Consider the following 15,222-nt stretch of genomic DNA (forward strand, 5'->3'; position numbering starts at 1 on the left):
CTTTTTGATGCCTTTGCAGGAGCGGGAATTAAAATGCCAGTGCCCCAATATTTAAGGATTGAAAAGGAATAAATAAATTCCATTTGGAGGTTAATATGAGTATTTTTTTAGGAAAAGGAAAGGAAAAATATTATTTAAGAGGAGATAAATTAAATCAGCATGGAATAATTGCAGGAGCAACGGGAAGCGGCAAAACTGTTACCTTAAAAGTTTTGTGCGAAGAGCTTTCAGATATGGGAGTTCCAACTTTTGTAAGTGATGTGAAGGGTGATCTCTCAAATATTTCTAAGGTGGGAGAAAATAATGAGAATGTTGAAAAGAGAGTAAAAAATCTTGACCTTGAAAATTTTGATTTTAAATCCTATCCCACAAATATTTGGGATGTCTATGGAGAGAAAGGCATTAAACTTAGGGTTTCGTTATCAGAACTTGGCCCTCTTCTTTTGTCCCAAGTTTTAGATTTAAATGAAACCCAAGAGGGAATAATTAATATTATTTTTAAATACTGTGATGAAAATGGCCTGCTTTTAATTGACCTTAAAGATTTGAACCAATTAATTGATTATATCAATGAAAAAAGGGAGGAGCTTTCAAAAAAATATGGTAACATCACTTCATCTTCCCTATCAGCCATTAAAAGAAAACTTTTGCTTTTGGAAGAAGAAGGAGGCAATGAATTTTTTGGAGAACCATCTTGCAACGTTATGGATTTTATTGCTACAAACTCCGAAGGCAGGGGCTATGTAAATATTTTAAATTCAAAAAAACTTATAAATTCTCCAAGACTTTATTCAATTTTTTTGATTTATTTATTTTCAGAACTTTTTGAAAAGCTGCCAGAAATTGGAAATCCTGAAAAGCCTAGAATAGTATTTTTCTTTGACGAAGCTCATCTTCTTTTTAAAAATATTTCCAAGGCTCTAATGGAAAAAATCACTCAGGTTGTAAGGCTTATTAGGTCCAAGGGCGTGGGCATATTTTTCATAAGCCAAAGTCCTCTTGACCTTCCTGATGAAATTTCATCTCAGCTTGCCACAAAGATTATTCATCAGCTAAGAGCCTTTTCTCCAAAGGAAGTTAAAAATTTAAAAGATGTTGCTGGAAGTTTAAGAAAAAATCAAGATTTAAATACTGAAGAAGAACTGCAAAATCTAGGAACGGGATTTGCCCTTGTCCAAAGTCTTGATGAAAATGGGATTCCCCTTCCCCTAGAAAAAGTTATAATTCGTCCGCCTCATTCTTCCTTTAAGCTATTAACTGATGATGAGATGACAGTCATTTTTAAAAATTCAAATCTCTATGGCAAATATTTTGAAGGCCTTGATAGAATTTCAGCCTTTGAAGTTTTAAGCGAAAAAATTAGGCAAGAAAATGCGGCCCTTGAAAAGGCAAAAAAAGCTGAAGAAGAGAAAAAATTAAGGGAAAAGGAAGAAAAGGAAAGGGAGAAAGCAGAAAGAGCCTTAGAAAAAAAGAGGTCTAAGGATTTGCGTTATGTAAATAAGGGCATAGATTCTATGCTTGGAACAATAACAAGGACAATTGGCAGAGAAATAGCAAGGGGGATTTTAGGCTCTCTTAGGAAAAGATAAAAAAGATGAATTAAATTTTTCAAATTTCAAAATAAAAAGGGGACAGTCCATACTTTACAAGTAAAAGTAAGGAAGGTCCCCTTTAAAATGCTATAAATTTTTATCTATTATTTAAATTTCATGGATAAAAATCCCAGACCTTAGTTTTGGTTCAAACCAAGTAGATTTTGGAGGCATAACAAGGCCACTATCAGCCACTTTTAAAAGCTCGTCCATAGATGTTGGATAAAGGGCAAAGGCAACTTTCATATCTTCCCTTGTCCTTTTTTCAAGTTCGTCAAGCCCCCTAATTCCGCCAACAAAATCAATTCTCTTGTCAGTTCTAGGATCTTTAATTCCAAGAATGGGGTCAAGCAAATTATTTTGAAGAATTGAAACGTCAAGGGACAAAACGGGATCATCTTCTATAAAATCTTCCTTAATTTTTAATTTATAGGAAACACCTTCAAGATACATAGAAAATTCACCTTTTTTTGCAGGCTTAATCATTTTATCGCCCATCTTTTGCAAGCAAAATTTTTTACAAATCTTTTCTAAAAATTCATTCACAGAAAGGGAATTTAAGTCCTTTACCAGCCTATTATAATCTAAAATATTTAGCTGCTTTTGAGGGAAACAAACACCTAAAAAATAATTAAATTCTGCATCAGGATCATAGGAAGAATTTTCCGCTCTTCTTTTAAGGCAGACATTTAAGGCTGACTGACACCTGTGGTGGCCATCGGCAATATATAAATTTTTAATATCTTTAAAGGCAGAAATAATTTCATCTGACTTTTCAATACTAACTTTCCAAACTCTGTGCCTAACTCCGTCATCGGATATAAAATCTCCGTAAGGCTCTTTTTGACTTTCAGCTTTCATTAAATTTTCAAGCTTTTCATTTTCTTTAAAGGCAAGAAAAACAGGACCGGTGTGGGCATTTAATTTTTCTATGTGCTTTGTCCTATCCTCTTCCTTATCCTTTCTTGTAAATTCGTGACGTTTTATGATTCCCTTTTGGTAGTCATCAGCTGAAAGGCAGCATACAAGGCCAAGTTGACTTTTTTCATTCATTGTCAGCTCGTAAAGATAAAGTCTTTTCTCTTTATCTTTTTCATAGGATCTTTCCTTTAAAATTTTAAAATTTTCCAGGGCCTTTTCATAAATTTTAGGGTCATTTTCTGAGGTTTCTTCATTTATTGTGGCAAGGGGCAGGTCAACAGACAAAAAGGAAAGGGGATTTTTTACAATTTCACTTTTTCCTTCATCTATAGAAAAAACGTCATAGGGAAGGGCAGATATCGTCTTTAAAAATTCTTTTTTTGGCATAAGACTTTCAAATTTTTTAAATTTTACCATAAGTCACCTACTTTATTAGCCTAACTCTTGTAACGCCGTCAATGGCATTAAGTTTATGTCTTAGAGATTCTTTTACTTCTGAATCAATATCAATCATAGTATAGGCCCAGCCATTTCTATGGTTATTTATTAGATTTGAAATGTTAATCTCTTCTTCTGCAATAATATTTGTAATTTGTCCAAGCATATTGGGAATATTTTTGTGAGCAACAGTAATCCTGTGGATTGACTTGCAAATGCCCATGTCAGAGGCGGGATAGTTGACAGAATTTTTTATGTTTCCATTTTTTAAGTAGTCCATCATTTGCCTTACAGCCATGGATGCTGAATTTTCTTCAGATTCAGGGCTTGATGCGCCAAGGTGAGGAATATTAATTGTGTTTTTCATAGCTAAAGTTTCCCTGCTTGGGAAGTCGCAAATATATTTATTTATTTGGTCTTTTTCGAGTTTTTCTTTTAAGGCTTCTAGGTCTACAAGGCCGCCACGGGCAAGGTTTATTAAAGTCATTTGTGGTTTGGCGAGGTCAAGAAGTTCTTTATTAATAATATTCTTGGTCCCTTCATTATAGGGAACGTGGATCGTAATAAAATCGCAAATTTTCATTAGGTCTTCAAGTTTTTCAAGGTAAGTTACATTTGTGTCAAGCCTAAGGGCGCCTCGCAAAGTTATGAAAGGGTCGTAACCATAAACATCCATGCCAAGGCTTACTCCCATTTCAGCAACAAGCTGACCAACGGCACCAAGGCCAATAACACCAAGCTTTTTGCCCCTAAGTTCTGATCCGACAAAGGCCTTTTTTCCTGCTTCAACTTCCTTTTCAATTTCATCACTCTTGGTATTTTTTACCCAGGCCATAGCTTCTAAAAATTTTCTTGTTCCTAAAAGGAGGGCAAATAAAACTTCTTCCTTTACTGCATTTGCATTGGCACCAGGAGAATTGCAAACAATAATTCCAAGTTCTGAACATTTTTCTATGGGAATATTATTTGTCCCTGACCCTGCCCTTGCAACCATTCTTGTGTTTTTTGAAAAATTATAGTCATGCATTTTTGCGGACCTAACAAGAATTGCATCAGGCTCTTCAATATCGGGGCCAAAGATAAAATCATCATCAAAAAGGTCAAGACCCTTGTCTGAAATATTATTTAAAGTTTTTATTTTATAAATTGCCATTTTTATGCTCCTTTTCAAAATCCTCCATATAATTTATAAGCGCTTTTACGCCATCTATGGTCATGGAATTATAAATACTTGCCCTCATACCGCCAACAGACCTATGACCCTTTAAATTTTCAAGGCCTCTATCTTTCGCTCCCTCTACAAATTTTTCGTCAAGGTCCTTTGAACCTGTAACAAAAGTTACATTCATAAGTGATCTATCTTCTTTATTCACTGGATTTGTGAAAATTTTTGAATTATCTATATAATCATATAAAAGTTTTGCCTTTTCTTCATTTTTCTTTTGAAATTCTAAAATTCCGCCATTATCTTCCAAATATTTGGCAACAAGACCGCACATATAAATATTAAAACAGGGCGGAGTGTTATAAATTGAATCTTTAGAAATATGGGTCCTATAATCAAGCATAGTTGGCAGGTCATTACGGTCTTCCAAAGTTCCCTTTCTAATTAATACAATAACAACTCCTGCTGGGCCAAGATTTTTTTGAACTCCTGCAAAAATTAAATCGAATTTGTTAAAGTCATAGACTTCAGACAAAATATTTGAAGACATATCGGCAACGAGAAGGGGTTTCAGATTTTCCGGTATTAAATCCGGACTAATTCTAGTTCCGTAAATTGTATTATTTGTGCAAAGATACAAAAATTTTGTTCTTGGGTCTAAATTATCTAAATTAATTTCAGGTATATAGGAAAAATTTTTATCTTCAGAGCTGGCAAGTTTTTGAGTATTAAAAAATCTAGTCCCTTCATCATAGGCTTTTTTGGCCCAAGAACCGGTAACTAGATAGGATCCCACTTCATCACCCTTTAAGAAATTTAAGGGCACCATATAAAATTGAAGACTTCCGCCAGCTTGCAAAAATAAAATGTCGTAATCATCTCCAAGACCCATCAAATGTTTAATTCTCTCTCCTACTTCTTCCTGAATTTTTTTATAGGAGGAAGATCGATGACTCATTTCCATAACTGACATTCCGCTCCCCTTATAATTCAACAAATCTCTTTTTGCTTCTTCCAGAACATCTAGGGGTAATTGAGATGGACCGGCAGCAAAATTATAAATCCTATTCATTTCTTCCTCCTTTAATAAACTATTAATTTAACATAGTAAAATACTAGATTTTTATATTATAGTTCAGGATTTATAAATATGCAAGTCTAAATACAAAATTTTGCTAGAAATTTACATATTTTTGGGCGGAAATTTTTCCTGGCATAGTTTTTATTAATTTTAAATTATTCATTTTTAATTCTTCTTCTCAAAAAATAAAGGCCCGAAAGGGAAAGAGCAGATCCAAGGCCGCTATAAGAAAAGCCTATAAAACTATGGGATAAAAGATTAGAAGCTCTAAGGCCTATGCCAGATGCCATCATAAAAATCATTACAAGATATGATTTAAGGTCAAAAAAAGTCCAAAAGGGTTTGAAATCATCCTTAGAATTTAAAATTCTTTTTGTATGTTTTTTTGCCATAGTAAGAAACATAAATCCAAAGGCAGCAAAGGTGCAAATGGAAAGGAAGGGCCAAAGAAAATTTATGGAGATTTTCCCGTAAGAAATTAAGCCCAGCCTTAAAACGTTAAAACCAGCCATAGACCACACAAGGCCAGCAATGGTTAAAAGATTTTTTTTAGGTACCATATATAATTTTTTAATATTAAACTTTTGCATATCTAACTTCTCTTTTTAAAAGCTTTAGCACAAGCCAAATTATTCCGAATCCAAGCATAAGGTGACCAATTCCTGCAAGCCCTGACAAAGCACTGTCTGGAAATATAATTATACTGGGAGAAGTTATTGTATAAATTCCTCTTAAGATTAAGGAAATTATAGTCCATGTAAGGCCGCTAATATAAAGAACCAAAGGCTTTTTAAATTCATAGATTTTTTCTAAATCATTTTTCACTAAAATATAAAAAATTAACAAGAAAAGAAAACCAAGGACCATAAGGTGAGTGTGAACAAGTCCAAGGCTTGTAAACTCTTCCCATGAATAGGTCTTAGTAAATTCTCTATAAAAAACTCCACCTAAAAGACCCATAATTAAAAATACTACAGAATCTTTTAAAATATTTTCAACTTCAAAGTCTTTAATAAAATATTGAAAACCTCTTAGGACAAGGAGAACATAGGCAACAGTTTTTGGAATCATTAATAGACCGAAAAGAGGAAAAAATCTTGAAAGGGCAACAACTGGTAAATAGCAAATAAAACTTGCTGTAATTAAAAGGCTGACATTTTCAAGACCTTCCTTTTTCCTAAATTTGAAAGTCCAAATTATTAGGACTAGACCCATTATTGCAAAGGGAATATTTCTTATAATAGAGAAAAGATAATTTCCAGAACTGCTCCACAAATTTTGAGGAAGAAGAACACATATAATCCTTATGGCCGCTAAAAAATAAATGGCGATAGTTTTATTTCTATTATTATCCCCACTAATTTTTTTGTAGTAATCGTAAAAAAGAAGGTAGAAAAAAGTCATCGTTATGCTAGTTACAAATTCACCCCATGATAGGAAGAAGACATATTTTTCAAATCCATTTACAGTAAGATTACTAACAATTCTTGGCAAAAGATGAGCACCATCACCAAGACCAAGAATAAGAGTCATTAAAGCAAATTTTTTAGCATCCCTATTATTTTCTAGCAAAAGCCTAAAACCAAGGCCAAGAATTATACAAAGATAAGAAATATCAAAAAAAACCTCTATTAAATACATCATCATCTTATTCCCTCCTTTATCCAATTAATATATAACTTATAATGGTCGAGAAAATCCTTCCTGTCCCAATTTTCGTTAAATAGCCTTTTTACAAGAGAATGGACAACAGAACTTATAAAATTTAATTTTTCACAGTCCACGAGAGAAAACATAGGATTTTGGCAAGCTGGATTTTTTGACCTTAGAGCCTTCCATTTATTTTCAAGATCTGTATCAAAAGATATATACCTGCTTCTATATAACTTATAATTTTTTTCCTTAAAAATTTCATCAGCAAGAATATTGGCAAATAAATCAAGAGCTGAAATAAGATTCAAATTATTGTCCCTCAAAAGATTTAAAAAAAGATCGTGAATTTCAACAATTTCTTTCTCTAAAACATAAAAATAAGCATCCTCAATAGAATCAAAATATTGGTAAAAACTCCCCCTAGGAATCTTTAACTCATCAACTAATTCTTTAACAGTAATATCCCTTATAGACTTCTTTTCAAAAGAACATCTTAAAGTATCATAGACCATTTTTTTCTTTTCATCATTTAAATTAAAATAAGTATTCTTAGGCATAAAACCCCTCCTAAAATGACACATTGTCATTATAAGTGACGCCTTGTCATTTGTCAATAACAAAAAAGCACCCTGTTTAATCGGATGCTTTGTTCTTTGTTATGATTTTGTTACGTTTAATTTTTATCTTGTGCATATTTAGCTAATTACAAAGTATTTTCAATTACTCCCATTCTTCTTTTTCAAACGTACAATATATCCCAAACTATTCAAAATACTAGATTCCATTTTTTCTAATATCATTAAATCCATCTAATTATAGAACATTTTCAAATTTTTAGTCCCGTCCCAGTTCCAGTACCGGAAACTAGTACTAGTTTAATACTGTCTTTGATACAAAGGACCGCAATGGATACAATTTCTTTATCTACGGTAATCGTTCTTTACCATAATCTAATATTCTTCCTATTTTCTTCTACTCTCCGCTGCTTGAGATGGCAGTGTAGGTGCCTTTTTTTACAGTCTTATTATATAGAATTTAAACGATACATATCCTGTGCTAGTCAATGTTAATATATAATTGGAGCTGTAAATTACATTTACAAATATTGTTTTTTAAAATGCTATTGAAATTTGATTTAATTAAGTTAAAAAGAGCACGTCTTTCAATCATAACTTGTAAGTAGTATCCATCCAGACAAGGATTTACCTCTATTTTTTGAAACGTGATACCGACTCACACAACTCATAAGCTTCCCAAGCATATCAAGCATATCAAGCATTATAGATTTATCTTCATACTCGGCATAACTCCCGTCAAAGGCTCTGCCCATTTCTCCCATTATTGATACTATCTTTTCTCCTGCCTGAAATTTCTCACTCTTCTCAACAATTCCAACACATTCAATCCCAAGTATTCTTGGGAATTTAAAGCTTGACGAATATCCTTTTCTAGTGAAGATTTCTGAACGATTAATTCCAAATCCCTTTACTTTTATAAGCGACCATCCCTCTTTGATTTTAGGTTTTAGCACTTCCTGAACCACTAACTTATCTGTTTCGCCAGCTTCATAAACTACAACTGCTTTCATATTTTTTATAACCTCTTCATTTCTATCAGTTTTTTAACAAAATCATTAGCAGGATTGTTCCGTACTGCTTCTGTTGTCCCAAATTGTTGAGTTTTTCCCTCATCCATTACCAAAATATGAGTCCCCATTTTGAAAGCTTCATAAATATCATGTGTAATAAAGATTATGGTACATTTCGTAAATTTATAGATTTCTTTCAAGTCCTCTTGGAGTTGATATCTTGTTATTGCGTCAACCGCACCAAACGGCTCGTCCATTAAAAGTATAAGGGGAGAATTAGCATATGCTCTTGCAATACCTACACGTTGTTGCTGACCTCCGGATAATTGGTCAGGATATTTTTCTTTTATATCTAAAGATAAACCTACAAGACCCAGCATATTGTCAACAATCTCATTTATTTCTCTTTCATTTCTTTTTTCAAGCCTTGGAACATAGCCTATGTTTTCTGAAACCGTCATGTGGGGAAAAAGTCCATTACCTTGAATTGCATAGCCAATTTTTCTTCTAAGTGAGATAATATCTTCGTCCAATATATTTTTTCCTGAGACCAATATTTCTCCTTCATCAGGCTTAAGTAACCCGTTTATCATTTTTAGGAGAGTGGTTTTCCCTGAACCAGATGTTCCAACTATACAGATAAAATCTCCCTCATTTATGCTGAGGTTAAAATCTCTAACTACCCATTTCCCATTGTAGGATTTACCAATATTCTTATATTCTATTATTTTACTCATTTTATTCCTCCAAAAGTCCTTTTTCCCTCAAGAATTCTTTTGCGACATCACTTGGATTCTTTTGTTCAATTTCAACTTTATTATTTAGAGTTGCCATAGTACTTTCATCAATTAAACCGTTTGATTTTTCTAAAACTGCATTTAATTCAGGATGTTTCTTGAGTATTTCTTCTCTTACAACCATACCCGCCATATATTTCGGATAAAAACCTAGATCATCTTCAAGAACTACGATTCTTGGATTTGTTATTTGCCCATCTGTTGTAAATACAGTCATAACATCAATTTTTTTGTCATATAATGCTTGATATTTAAGACCATTATCCATATCTACAGTCTTTTTAAATTGGAATTTATAAGCATCGGCGAGTGCATTATATCCGTCTTCTCTTTCGAAGAAATCATATTCAGCTCCAAATATAAAATCTCCTGCATACTTTGCCAAGTCGGAAAATGTCTTAATATTGTATTTATCTGCCAAATCTTTCCTTATTCCCAAGCTGTAAGTATTATTAAATCCAAACATTCCTTTCCATGTCAATTTGTATTGTTTTCTATATTCTTTTTCAAGCTCATCAAATTGCTCATTAGTATAAGGATTGGTTTTCTTTAACACTATTTGCCAAGAAGTCCCTGTATATTCAGGATACATATCAAAATCTCCCTTTACAATCGCAGGGTGAATGTTTGATGTCCCACCGCCAATTCCATGTGTGATATTTGCATCTAAACTGGTGCCATTTTTTATTAGCTCTCCAACGATTTCAGCCAATATATATCCTTCTGTTGTTGGCTTTGAAGCAATTTCTATGCTATCATTTCTTCCTCTCTGATAAAGAACAGAGCTTAATAAAGCTATGATAATTAATGATACCAATGCTATTTTCATTTTTTTATTTGCAAGTTTTTTTAATTTATGACTAGATATTACTTTTCCAAGTAAGCTTAAAAAACCATCAACAGTTAGCGCCAATAAGGCAATTAAAAAACTCCCTATTAAAATCAATACATCATTATTCGTAGTAATTCCTCTATAAATTGCCACACCTAAACCACCTGCACCTACGAAAGATGCAATACCAGCTAAAGCTATTGTCATGGTAACCATATTCATAATAGAAGAATATATTACTGGAAACGCTAGAGGAAGCTTAATCTTAAATAGGGTTTGAGATTCTTTGCTACCCATAGCCCTACTTGCTTCAATAATTTTAGGGTCTATGTTAGTTATCCCTACATAGGTGCTTCTGACGATAGGTAATAATGCGTATATAGTAAGTGCAATTATTGCTGTTGTATTACCTATTCCAGTCAAAGGAATCAAAAAACCCAAAAGTGCTATTGACGGAATAGTATAGGCTATACCTACTACAGATATGAAATACCCTGCGATTTTAGGTTTTTGAGAAATAAATATACCAATAGATAATCCTACTACTACTGCAATAATAACTGCTGTAAATGTGATAACTATATGCTCCTTCAATAAGTTTAGATAAAACGACGAGTTACTTGATATCTCTTCAAAAATTTTATTAATCATCTTCTTCCTCCAAATTTGAAATAATTTTTCTCAACATATTTTCAAATGTTTCTATATCTTTTAGCGAAAAATCCTTATAAAAAATCTCATTCATTCTATCAGTTGCAATTTTAGATTTCGTTTCTAAAGATCTTCCTTTCTCCGTTAGAAATATATATTTCTTTCTTTTATCCCTATCACATTGTTTTCGGTAAATTAAATCCTCTTGCTCCATTTTATTAAGCATATTCGTCAAAGTGTTGATTGCAAGCCCCGTTTCTAAGGATAAATCTGTACTGCTAAAATCATCCTTTTTCCATAAATAGTATAAAATTTTGCCCTGTTCACCATTAAATTCAGTAAGACCGTATTCAGAAAACAGTTTATTCAGTTTTCTTCCACTAAGGAATTTTGCTCTACCAATTAAATATCCACCTTCTATTTTCATTTCCATCTCCTTTAGATTCTATATAGAACTATTTTATATGGAGATACTACTATATAGAATTACCTTTGTCAACAACTAATCATTAATTACCTACCCTCTGCAGTAAGTTACAATTATATGATATTACAATCAATTGTATATCTGTGATGTCTAAATATATTTTTCAGTTTTTTCACTCTTAATAATGTAATCTATTGGCAAATTTAGAGTTGATTTTATAGAAGGTATTTTTCTAATACACATTTTTTAGAAAGTAGGACATGGTTTTGCAAGTTGCTTTTTCTTTTCAAAAGTTTTTTTCTTCATATGTTAAATATATTTTTAGTTGAATTTTTTTGATTTTTAAAATAAATATATGTATACAAAAAGGCCGCAGCTTGAAACTACGGTCTAATTTTTTATCCAAATGTAAACCACTTGGAACTATTATTTAGTTTATTCTTTTTTACAAATGTTCCCATTTTAATCCCAGTTACAGTTCTTCATCTTCTGTAACCGTTGATTTTACAAAGCTTTTAATTTTTTTACTACTTCTTTTCAAATATACGATACATCTCAAACCGTTCAAAATACAAGGTTCTTTTTTTTAATTTCGTTAAGCCGTCTAAATATAATACATTTTCAAATTTTTAATCCCGTCCCTGTACCGAATCCTCAATCCATGTCTAGTTTCCAACCGTCTTTGATACAATTAAATTATTTCTCTTAACCTTGAAACTCTTTACATTTGGGCATAGAAAAAGCACCTACTAAGTACAAGTAAGTGCTTACCTATGATTATTTATATTTATTATTTAGATACTGTTCATTTGCCTTTAGCAACTTCTTATAGTAATTATCATAGCTCTTGCTAAATTTTCTAATAAGTGGAATTGCTATTTCATAATATTGATTTTCCTTCATGAAGTTTTGCAGCTTATCCTGGATCTGTTTCATCATGCTATTTTGATACTCTTAACTATTTTTATAGCTTTCATATTGAGAAATTACATCCTCATTATCTTTCATCCACTTTTCTGGATTCTCAATAGCATCGAGTTTAGCCTGATTTGCATCCTTTAAGGTTTTCATATCAAAGGGCGAGCTAATCTTCTCAATATATTTCTTCTCTTCTTCAGTTAATTCAAACGAAGGAAGCCTATCAGGATAATCTATATATTTGTAAAAAGAATTCTTACCATCATTTTCTAATGGTTTATTCAAAAATGGTTGATAAGCAGCAAATAACATTTGTCCAAAATATCCTGGAAAAGCAATTTCTAGTTTTTCATAGATAGTTTCTTTCATCTCAAGTAGTGAAACTTTCTCATTGATTAGTTCATCACTTTCACCTTTAACAATCATTTCTAGTATTGCTTTCCTTTTTTCCTCAATCTCCAGTTGATGTTGTTTTTCCCTTAAAACAGAAGACAGAGTATCACCAACTGACGATATACACTGATAAATATCTGAGATACTCATTCCCAATTTTCTAAATATAGATACCTTTTCAGAATTTCTAAATCCTTGGTACTATAGTCTCTATAACCATTCTCAGATTTCTGAGGATGGATAAGTCCTTTATCTTCATAATACTCTATTGCCTTCCTAGTTAGACCCGTTTCTTTTTGAATTTCACTTCTTAACATGGTTATCTACCTCCTTTGATTAAAGGATAACACGGTCCCCAACGGACAGGTCAAGCCCTATACACTATATAAAATTCCCACTTCTCTATAAACCAAAACAGTGCCTGAACGTTTTTGTAAAGTGCTTATTTTCTTTTCTATTAAGTCTTATTCAAACCGACACTCAAACCGACATTTTATTGTCGCATAATTTACTTGTTTGCTATATAATATAAATATTTCCTCAGTTATCCTGTTACATTCTTTATATTTTTAAATATTTTATTTACCTCAATTAATGTTCTAATTTAGAAGAACCTACATAGTTTTATAAAATCAAGATTTTTAAAATAAAAATATGTATACAAAAAGACCACAGCTTTGAAACTACGGTCTAATTTTTTGTCCAAATGTAAACCACTTGGAACTATTATTCAATTTATTCTTTTTTACAAATGTTCCCATTTTAATCCCAGTTATAGTTTTCCATCTTCTGTAACCGTTGAATTTACAAGGTTTTTTTAATTTTTTTGCTACTATTCCCACTCTTCTTTTCCAAACGTACAATATATCTCAAACCATTCAAAATACTAGGTTCTAATTTTTATAGTACCACTAAATCCACCTAATTATAGGATATTTTCAAATTTTTAGTCCCATCCCAGTCCCAGTACCGGAGAATTATAATTTGTAGATCTGTAATTATTAAATCTATCATATAGATTTTTTGGTTTGGAATCATTTTCTATTTTTTTAAAAAAAATTGTCCCATTTTCCTTTAATATTGCTACAAGTTCAAAATCATTGTTTTTCAATAATAATTTTTCGTATTTTTTATATAAAGATATTTATTTTTTGCTTATATTAAATGCATTAGGCTCAAACGTAAATATTTCATCATGTAAATATCAACCGAAAATGGGCCCAGAGTTATTATCGAAAAGTGGCTCACAAATACTAAACTAATCGACCACGTTTTTAATTTGATTTTGAATGCATTTAAATTCAAATGTATTCAGATGTATTTTCCTATAAGCGTACGTGCTCTTGCATATTGTTTCTTATTCTTTTAAAAATATCCAAATGAATTTCGTGGGTAAAATTTTCTATTAAAATTCCGTAGCTATCATCAAAAAAACTTTTTATGCTTTTTTTAGCACTTATATCTGCCATAGTGTATATGATATAAATCCCTTGTAAAATCGCTTTGGTAACCAAGGGATCTCCTGCTGAATAAGAAATTATCTGGCTGAAACCAAGATATAGTTCGTCCTTTACAGAATAACTTTGATAAATTATTTTTACATTTTCGTCTTCTTTCAGGATTACAAAATGATTGCCTGTAGATAAGAGTTTCCCTAGCAATGATGACATTTTATTTATACACATTATTGCAGTATTTGGATCATTTGTGCCAGGGCTTAAGGCCATATTCGCAATTTCGCTTAAGTTTACAATTCCACGGTGATAATCTTCTTCTCTATTATTGTAAGCATTTATTATAAACAATGGACTTAATTTTTCTTTTAATTCTTTTTTATCATCATCATCTAACTCGCATTGGAATATATTTAATTCTCCTATGCTTTCTCCTTTGGTAGTATATTCACCAATTTTCTTGTCTATAGTAAGTTCTGCTCTTATGCCATTAAGCTCTTTAAAAATCTCATCTGATTCTATTTCAAATAAATAACCTGAACTCTCAGCTATAATTGATAACTTTGTAGATTCGTCGCCTTCTTCATAATGCTTAGCTTTTTCTCTTAGTGCTACCTCTTTATCAATAAGTTTTTCGCAGTCATTAAAAATATATTCTATTATATTTGATACCTTTATATTATCAAGAACCTGTCTTGAGAAAGCGATAAAACTTAGCATTGCAATTATGGCATAGGCAATTCCGAAACTTCCAGCAACAACATGTTGGTCTGGGCCAAGGTCTTGCAATAATAGGATACTGATTACTGAATAGAAAAAACCACTTACAAATATACCATATAAACCAAGAACTCCTGTCCTATCTATGAAACTCTGAAGCAATCTAGGCGATATGCTACTGCTATATTTATTAAGTACAGTCACAATAGTTGTAAAACAAAAAATACTTATAGTCAAAAATATTCCAGATATATTAGAAAGGAAATTTACCGAAACTTCAACCGACAGCAGTAATTGTTTTGGAATATAAGATTTAATTGAAATATATTGATGATCAAAAATCCAGGTAACTAAAAGTAGCGACACTGTTAAAATTATAAATCTTGACATCCTTAAAAAATTCTTATGATTAAAAAACCACAATTTAATTTTGGACAACATACATCAGTCCTCCTATTTTAATATTGTAATTATGAAACTATATTATCATATACTTGATTTTTGTACAGTATAAAATGGTATATTTATCTTTTTGTAATTGAAAAATCCTTTGTGATTTTCTTGCTTATTTCCCCAATCTATCTTCGTTCAA

General features: G+C 31.6%; 12 protein-coding genes and 1 pseudogene. 1 reads left to right on the forward strand and 12 read right to left on the reverse strand.

The window, feature by feature from the left end; genetic code table 11:
* Positions 1–95 precede the first annotated feature (95 nt).
* The gene (locus tag BQ4446_RS02035) at positions 96–1,589 is read left to right on the forward strand and encodes a helicase HerA-like domain-containing protein (protein ID WP_071026220.1); all 1,494 of its coding nucleotides are present in this window, start codon (positions 96–98) and stop codon (positions 1,587–1,589) included.
* A gap of 111 nt (positions 1,590–1,700) precedes the next feature.
* Here the strand turns inward: BQ4446_RS02035 and BQ4446_RS02040 are convergent, their stop codons facing one another.
* From BQ4446_RS02040 to BQ4446_RS02095, 12 genes and pseudogenes are all read right to left on the reverse strand, one after another.
* Positions 1,701–2,930, reverse strand: a complete 1,230-nt coding sequence (locus BQ4446_RS02040; RefSeq protein ID WP_071026222.1) for a DUF1015 domain-containing protein — start codon at positions 2,928–2,930, stop codon at positions 1,701–1,703.
* A gap of 7 nt (positions 2,931–2,937) precedes the next feature.
* Complete coding sequence (locus tag BQ4446_RS02045; RefSeq protein WP_071028262.1) at positions 2,938–4,104, reverse strand: phosphoglycerate dehydrogenase; 1,167 nt, start codon at positions 4,102–4,104, stop codon at positions 2,938–2,940.
* Positions 4,091–5,188: a 3-phosphoserine/phosphohydroxythreonine transaminase gene (gene serC, locus BQ4446_RS02050; RefSeq protein WP_071026223.1), complete on the reverse strand. Its 1,098-nt coding sequence runs from the start codon at positions 5,186–5,188 to the stop codon at positions 4,091–4,093. The genes BQ4446_RS02045 and serC overlap by 14 nt, the downstream gene beginning before the upstream one ends.
* 164 nt (positions 5,189–5,352) lie before the next feature.
* The gene (locus BQ4446_RS02055) at positions 5,353–5,787 is read right to left on the reverse strand and encodes a hypothetical protein (RefSeq protein ID WP_071026225.1); all 435 of its coding nucleotides are present in this window, start codon (positions 5,785–5,787) and stop codon (positions 5,353–5,355) included.
* Positions 5,774–6,844, reverse strand: a complete 1,071-nt coding sequence (locus BQ4446_RS02060; RefSeq protein WP_209019091.1) for a DUF2871 domain-containing protein — start codon at positions 6,842–6,844, stop codon at positions 5,774–5,776. The genes BQ4446_RS02055 and BQ4446_RS02060 overlap by 14 nt, the downstream gene beginning before the upstream one ends.
* Complete coding sequence (locus tag BQ4446_RS02065; RefSeq protein ID WP_071026227.1) at positions 6,841–7,407, reverse strand: TetR/AcrR family transcriptional regulator; 567 nt, start codon at positions 7,405–7,407, stop codon at positions 6,841–6,843. The genes BQ4446_RS02060 and BQ4446_RS02065 overlap by 4 nt, the downstream gene beginning before the upstream one ends.
* 605 nt (positions 7,408–8,012) lie before the next feature.
* A complete protein-coding gene (locus tag BQ4446_RS02070) occupies positions 8,013–8,438 on the reverse strand; it encodes an alcohol dehydrogenase catalytic domain-containing protein (RefSeq protein ID WP_071026229.1) in 426 nt (141 codons plus the stop codon).
* A 5-nt stretch (positions 8,439–8,443) separates the two neighbouring features.
* Entirely contained in the window at positions 8,444–9,175 is a 732-nt protein-coding gene (locus BQ4446_RS02075) for an ATP-binding cassette domain-containing protein (protein WP_135100576.1), read from the reverse strand.
* A 1-nt stretch (position 9,176) separates the two neighbouring features.
* Positions 9,177–10,718 (reverse strand): ABC transporter permease/substrate-binding protein, encoded by a 1,542-nt coding sequence (locus tag BQ4446_RS02080; RefSeq protein WP_071026231.1) that lies wholly within the window; start codon positions 10,716–10,718, stop codon positions 9,177–9,179.
* Positions 10,711–11,145 (reverse strand): MarR family winged helix-turn-helix transcriptional regulator, encoded by a 435-nt coding sequence (locus tag BQ4446_RS02085; RefSeq protein WP_071026232.1) that lies wholly within the window; start codon positions 11,143–11,145, stop codon positions 10,711–10,713. The genes BQ4446_RS02080 and BQ4446_RS02085 overlap by 8 nt, the downstream gene beginning before the upstream one ends.
* Positions 11,146–11,922: 777 nt before the next feature.
* A pseudogene (locus BQ4446_RS08780) lies at positions 11,923–12,773 on the reverse strand (MerR family transcriptional regulator).
* 1,008 nt (positions 12,774–13,781) lie between these two features.
* Positions 13,782–15,071, reverse strand: a complete 1,290-nt coding sequence (locus BQ4446_RS02095; protein ID WP_071026234.1) for a DUF2254 domain-containing protein — start codon at positions 15,069–15,071, stop codon at positions 13,782–13,784.
* Positions 15,072–15,222 lie beyond the last annotated feature (151 nt).

The sequence above is a fragment of the Peptoniphilus raoultii genome (genome assembly GCF_900099555.1).
GTDB classification, from domain to species: domain Bacteria; phylum Bacillota; class Clostridia; order Tissierellales; family Peptoniphilaceae; genus Peptoniphilus_A; species Peptoniphilus_A raoultii.

Excerpts from the sequence above, each read along its gene's own strand:
- BQ4446_RS02085 (WP_071026232.1), bottom strand. The coding sequence starts at position 11,145 with ATGAAAATAGAAGGTGGATATTTAATTGGTAGAGCAAAATTCCTTAGT.
- BQ4446_RS02045 (WP_071028262.1), bottom strand. The coding sequence starts at position 4,104 with ATGGCAATTTATAAAATAAAAACTTTAAATAATATTTCAGACAAGGGT.
- BQ4446_RS02080 (WP_071026231.1), bottom strand. The coding sequence starts at position 10,718 with ATGATTAATAAAATTTTTGAAGAGATATCAAGTAACTCGTCGTTTTAT.
- serC (WP_071026223.1), bottom strand. The coding sequence starts at position 5,188 with ATGAATAGGATTTATAATTTTGCTGCCGGTCCATCTCAATTACCCCTA.
- BQ4446_RS02040 (WP_071026222.1), bottom strand. The coding sequence starts at position 2,930 with ATGGTAAAATTTAAAAAATTTGAAAGTCTTATGCCAAAAAAAGAATTT.
- BQ4446_RS02075 (WP_135100576.1), bottom strand. The coding sequence starts at position 9,175 with ATGAGTAAAATAATAGAATATAAGAATATTGGTAAATCCTACAATGGG.
- BQ4446_RS02060 (WP_209019091.1), bottom strand. The coding sequence starts at position 6,844 with ATGATGATGTATTTAATAGAGGTTTTTTTTGATATTTCTTATCTTTGT.
- BQ4446_RS02095 (WP_071026234.1), bottom strand. The coding sequence starts at position 15,071 with ATGTTGTCCAAAATTAAATTGTGGTTTTTTAATCATAAGAATTTTTTA.
- BQ4446_RS02055 (WP_071026225.1), bottom strand. The coding sequence starts at position 5,787 with ATGCAAAAGTTTAATATTAAAAAATTATATATGGTACCTAAAAAAAAT.
- BQ4446_RS02065 (WP_071026227.1), bottom strand. The coding sequence starts at position 7,407 with ATGCCTAAGAATACTTATTTTAATTTAAATGATGAAAAGAAAAAAATG.
- BQ4446_RS02070 (WP_071026229.1), bottom strand. The coding sequence starts at position 8,438 with ATGAAAGCAGTTGTAGTTTATGAAGCTGGCGAAACAGATAAGTTAGTG.
- BQ4446_RS02035 (WP_071026220.1), top strand. The coding sequence starts at position 96 with ATGAGTATTTTTTTAGGAAAAGGAAAGGAAAAATATTATTTAAGAGGA.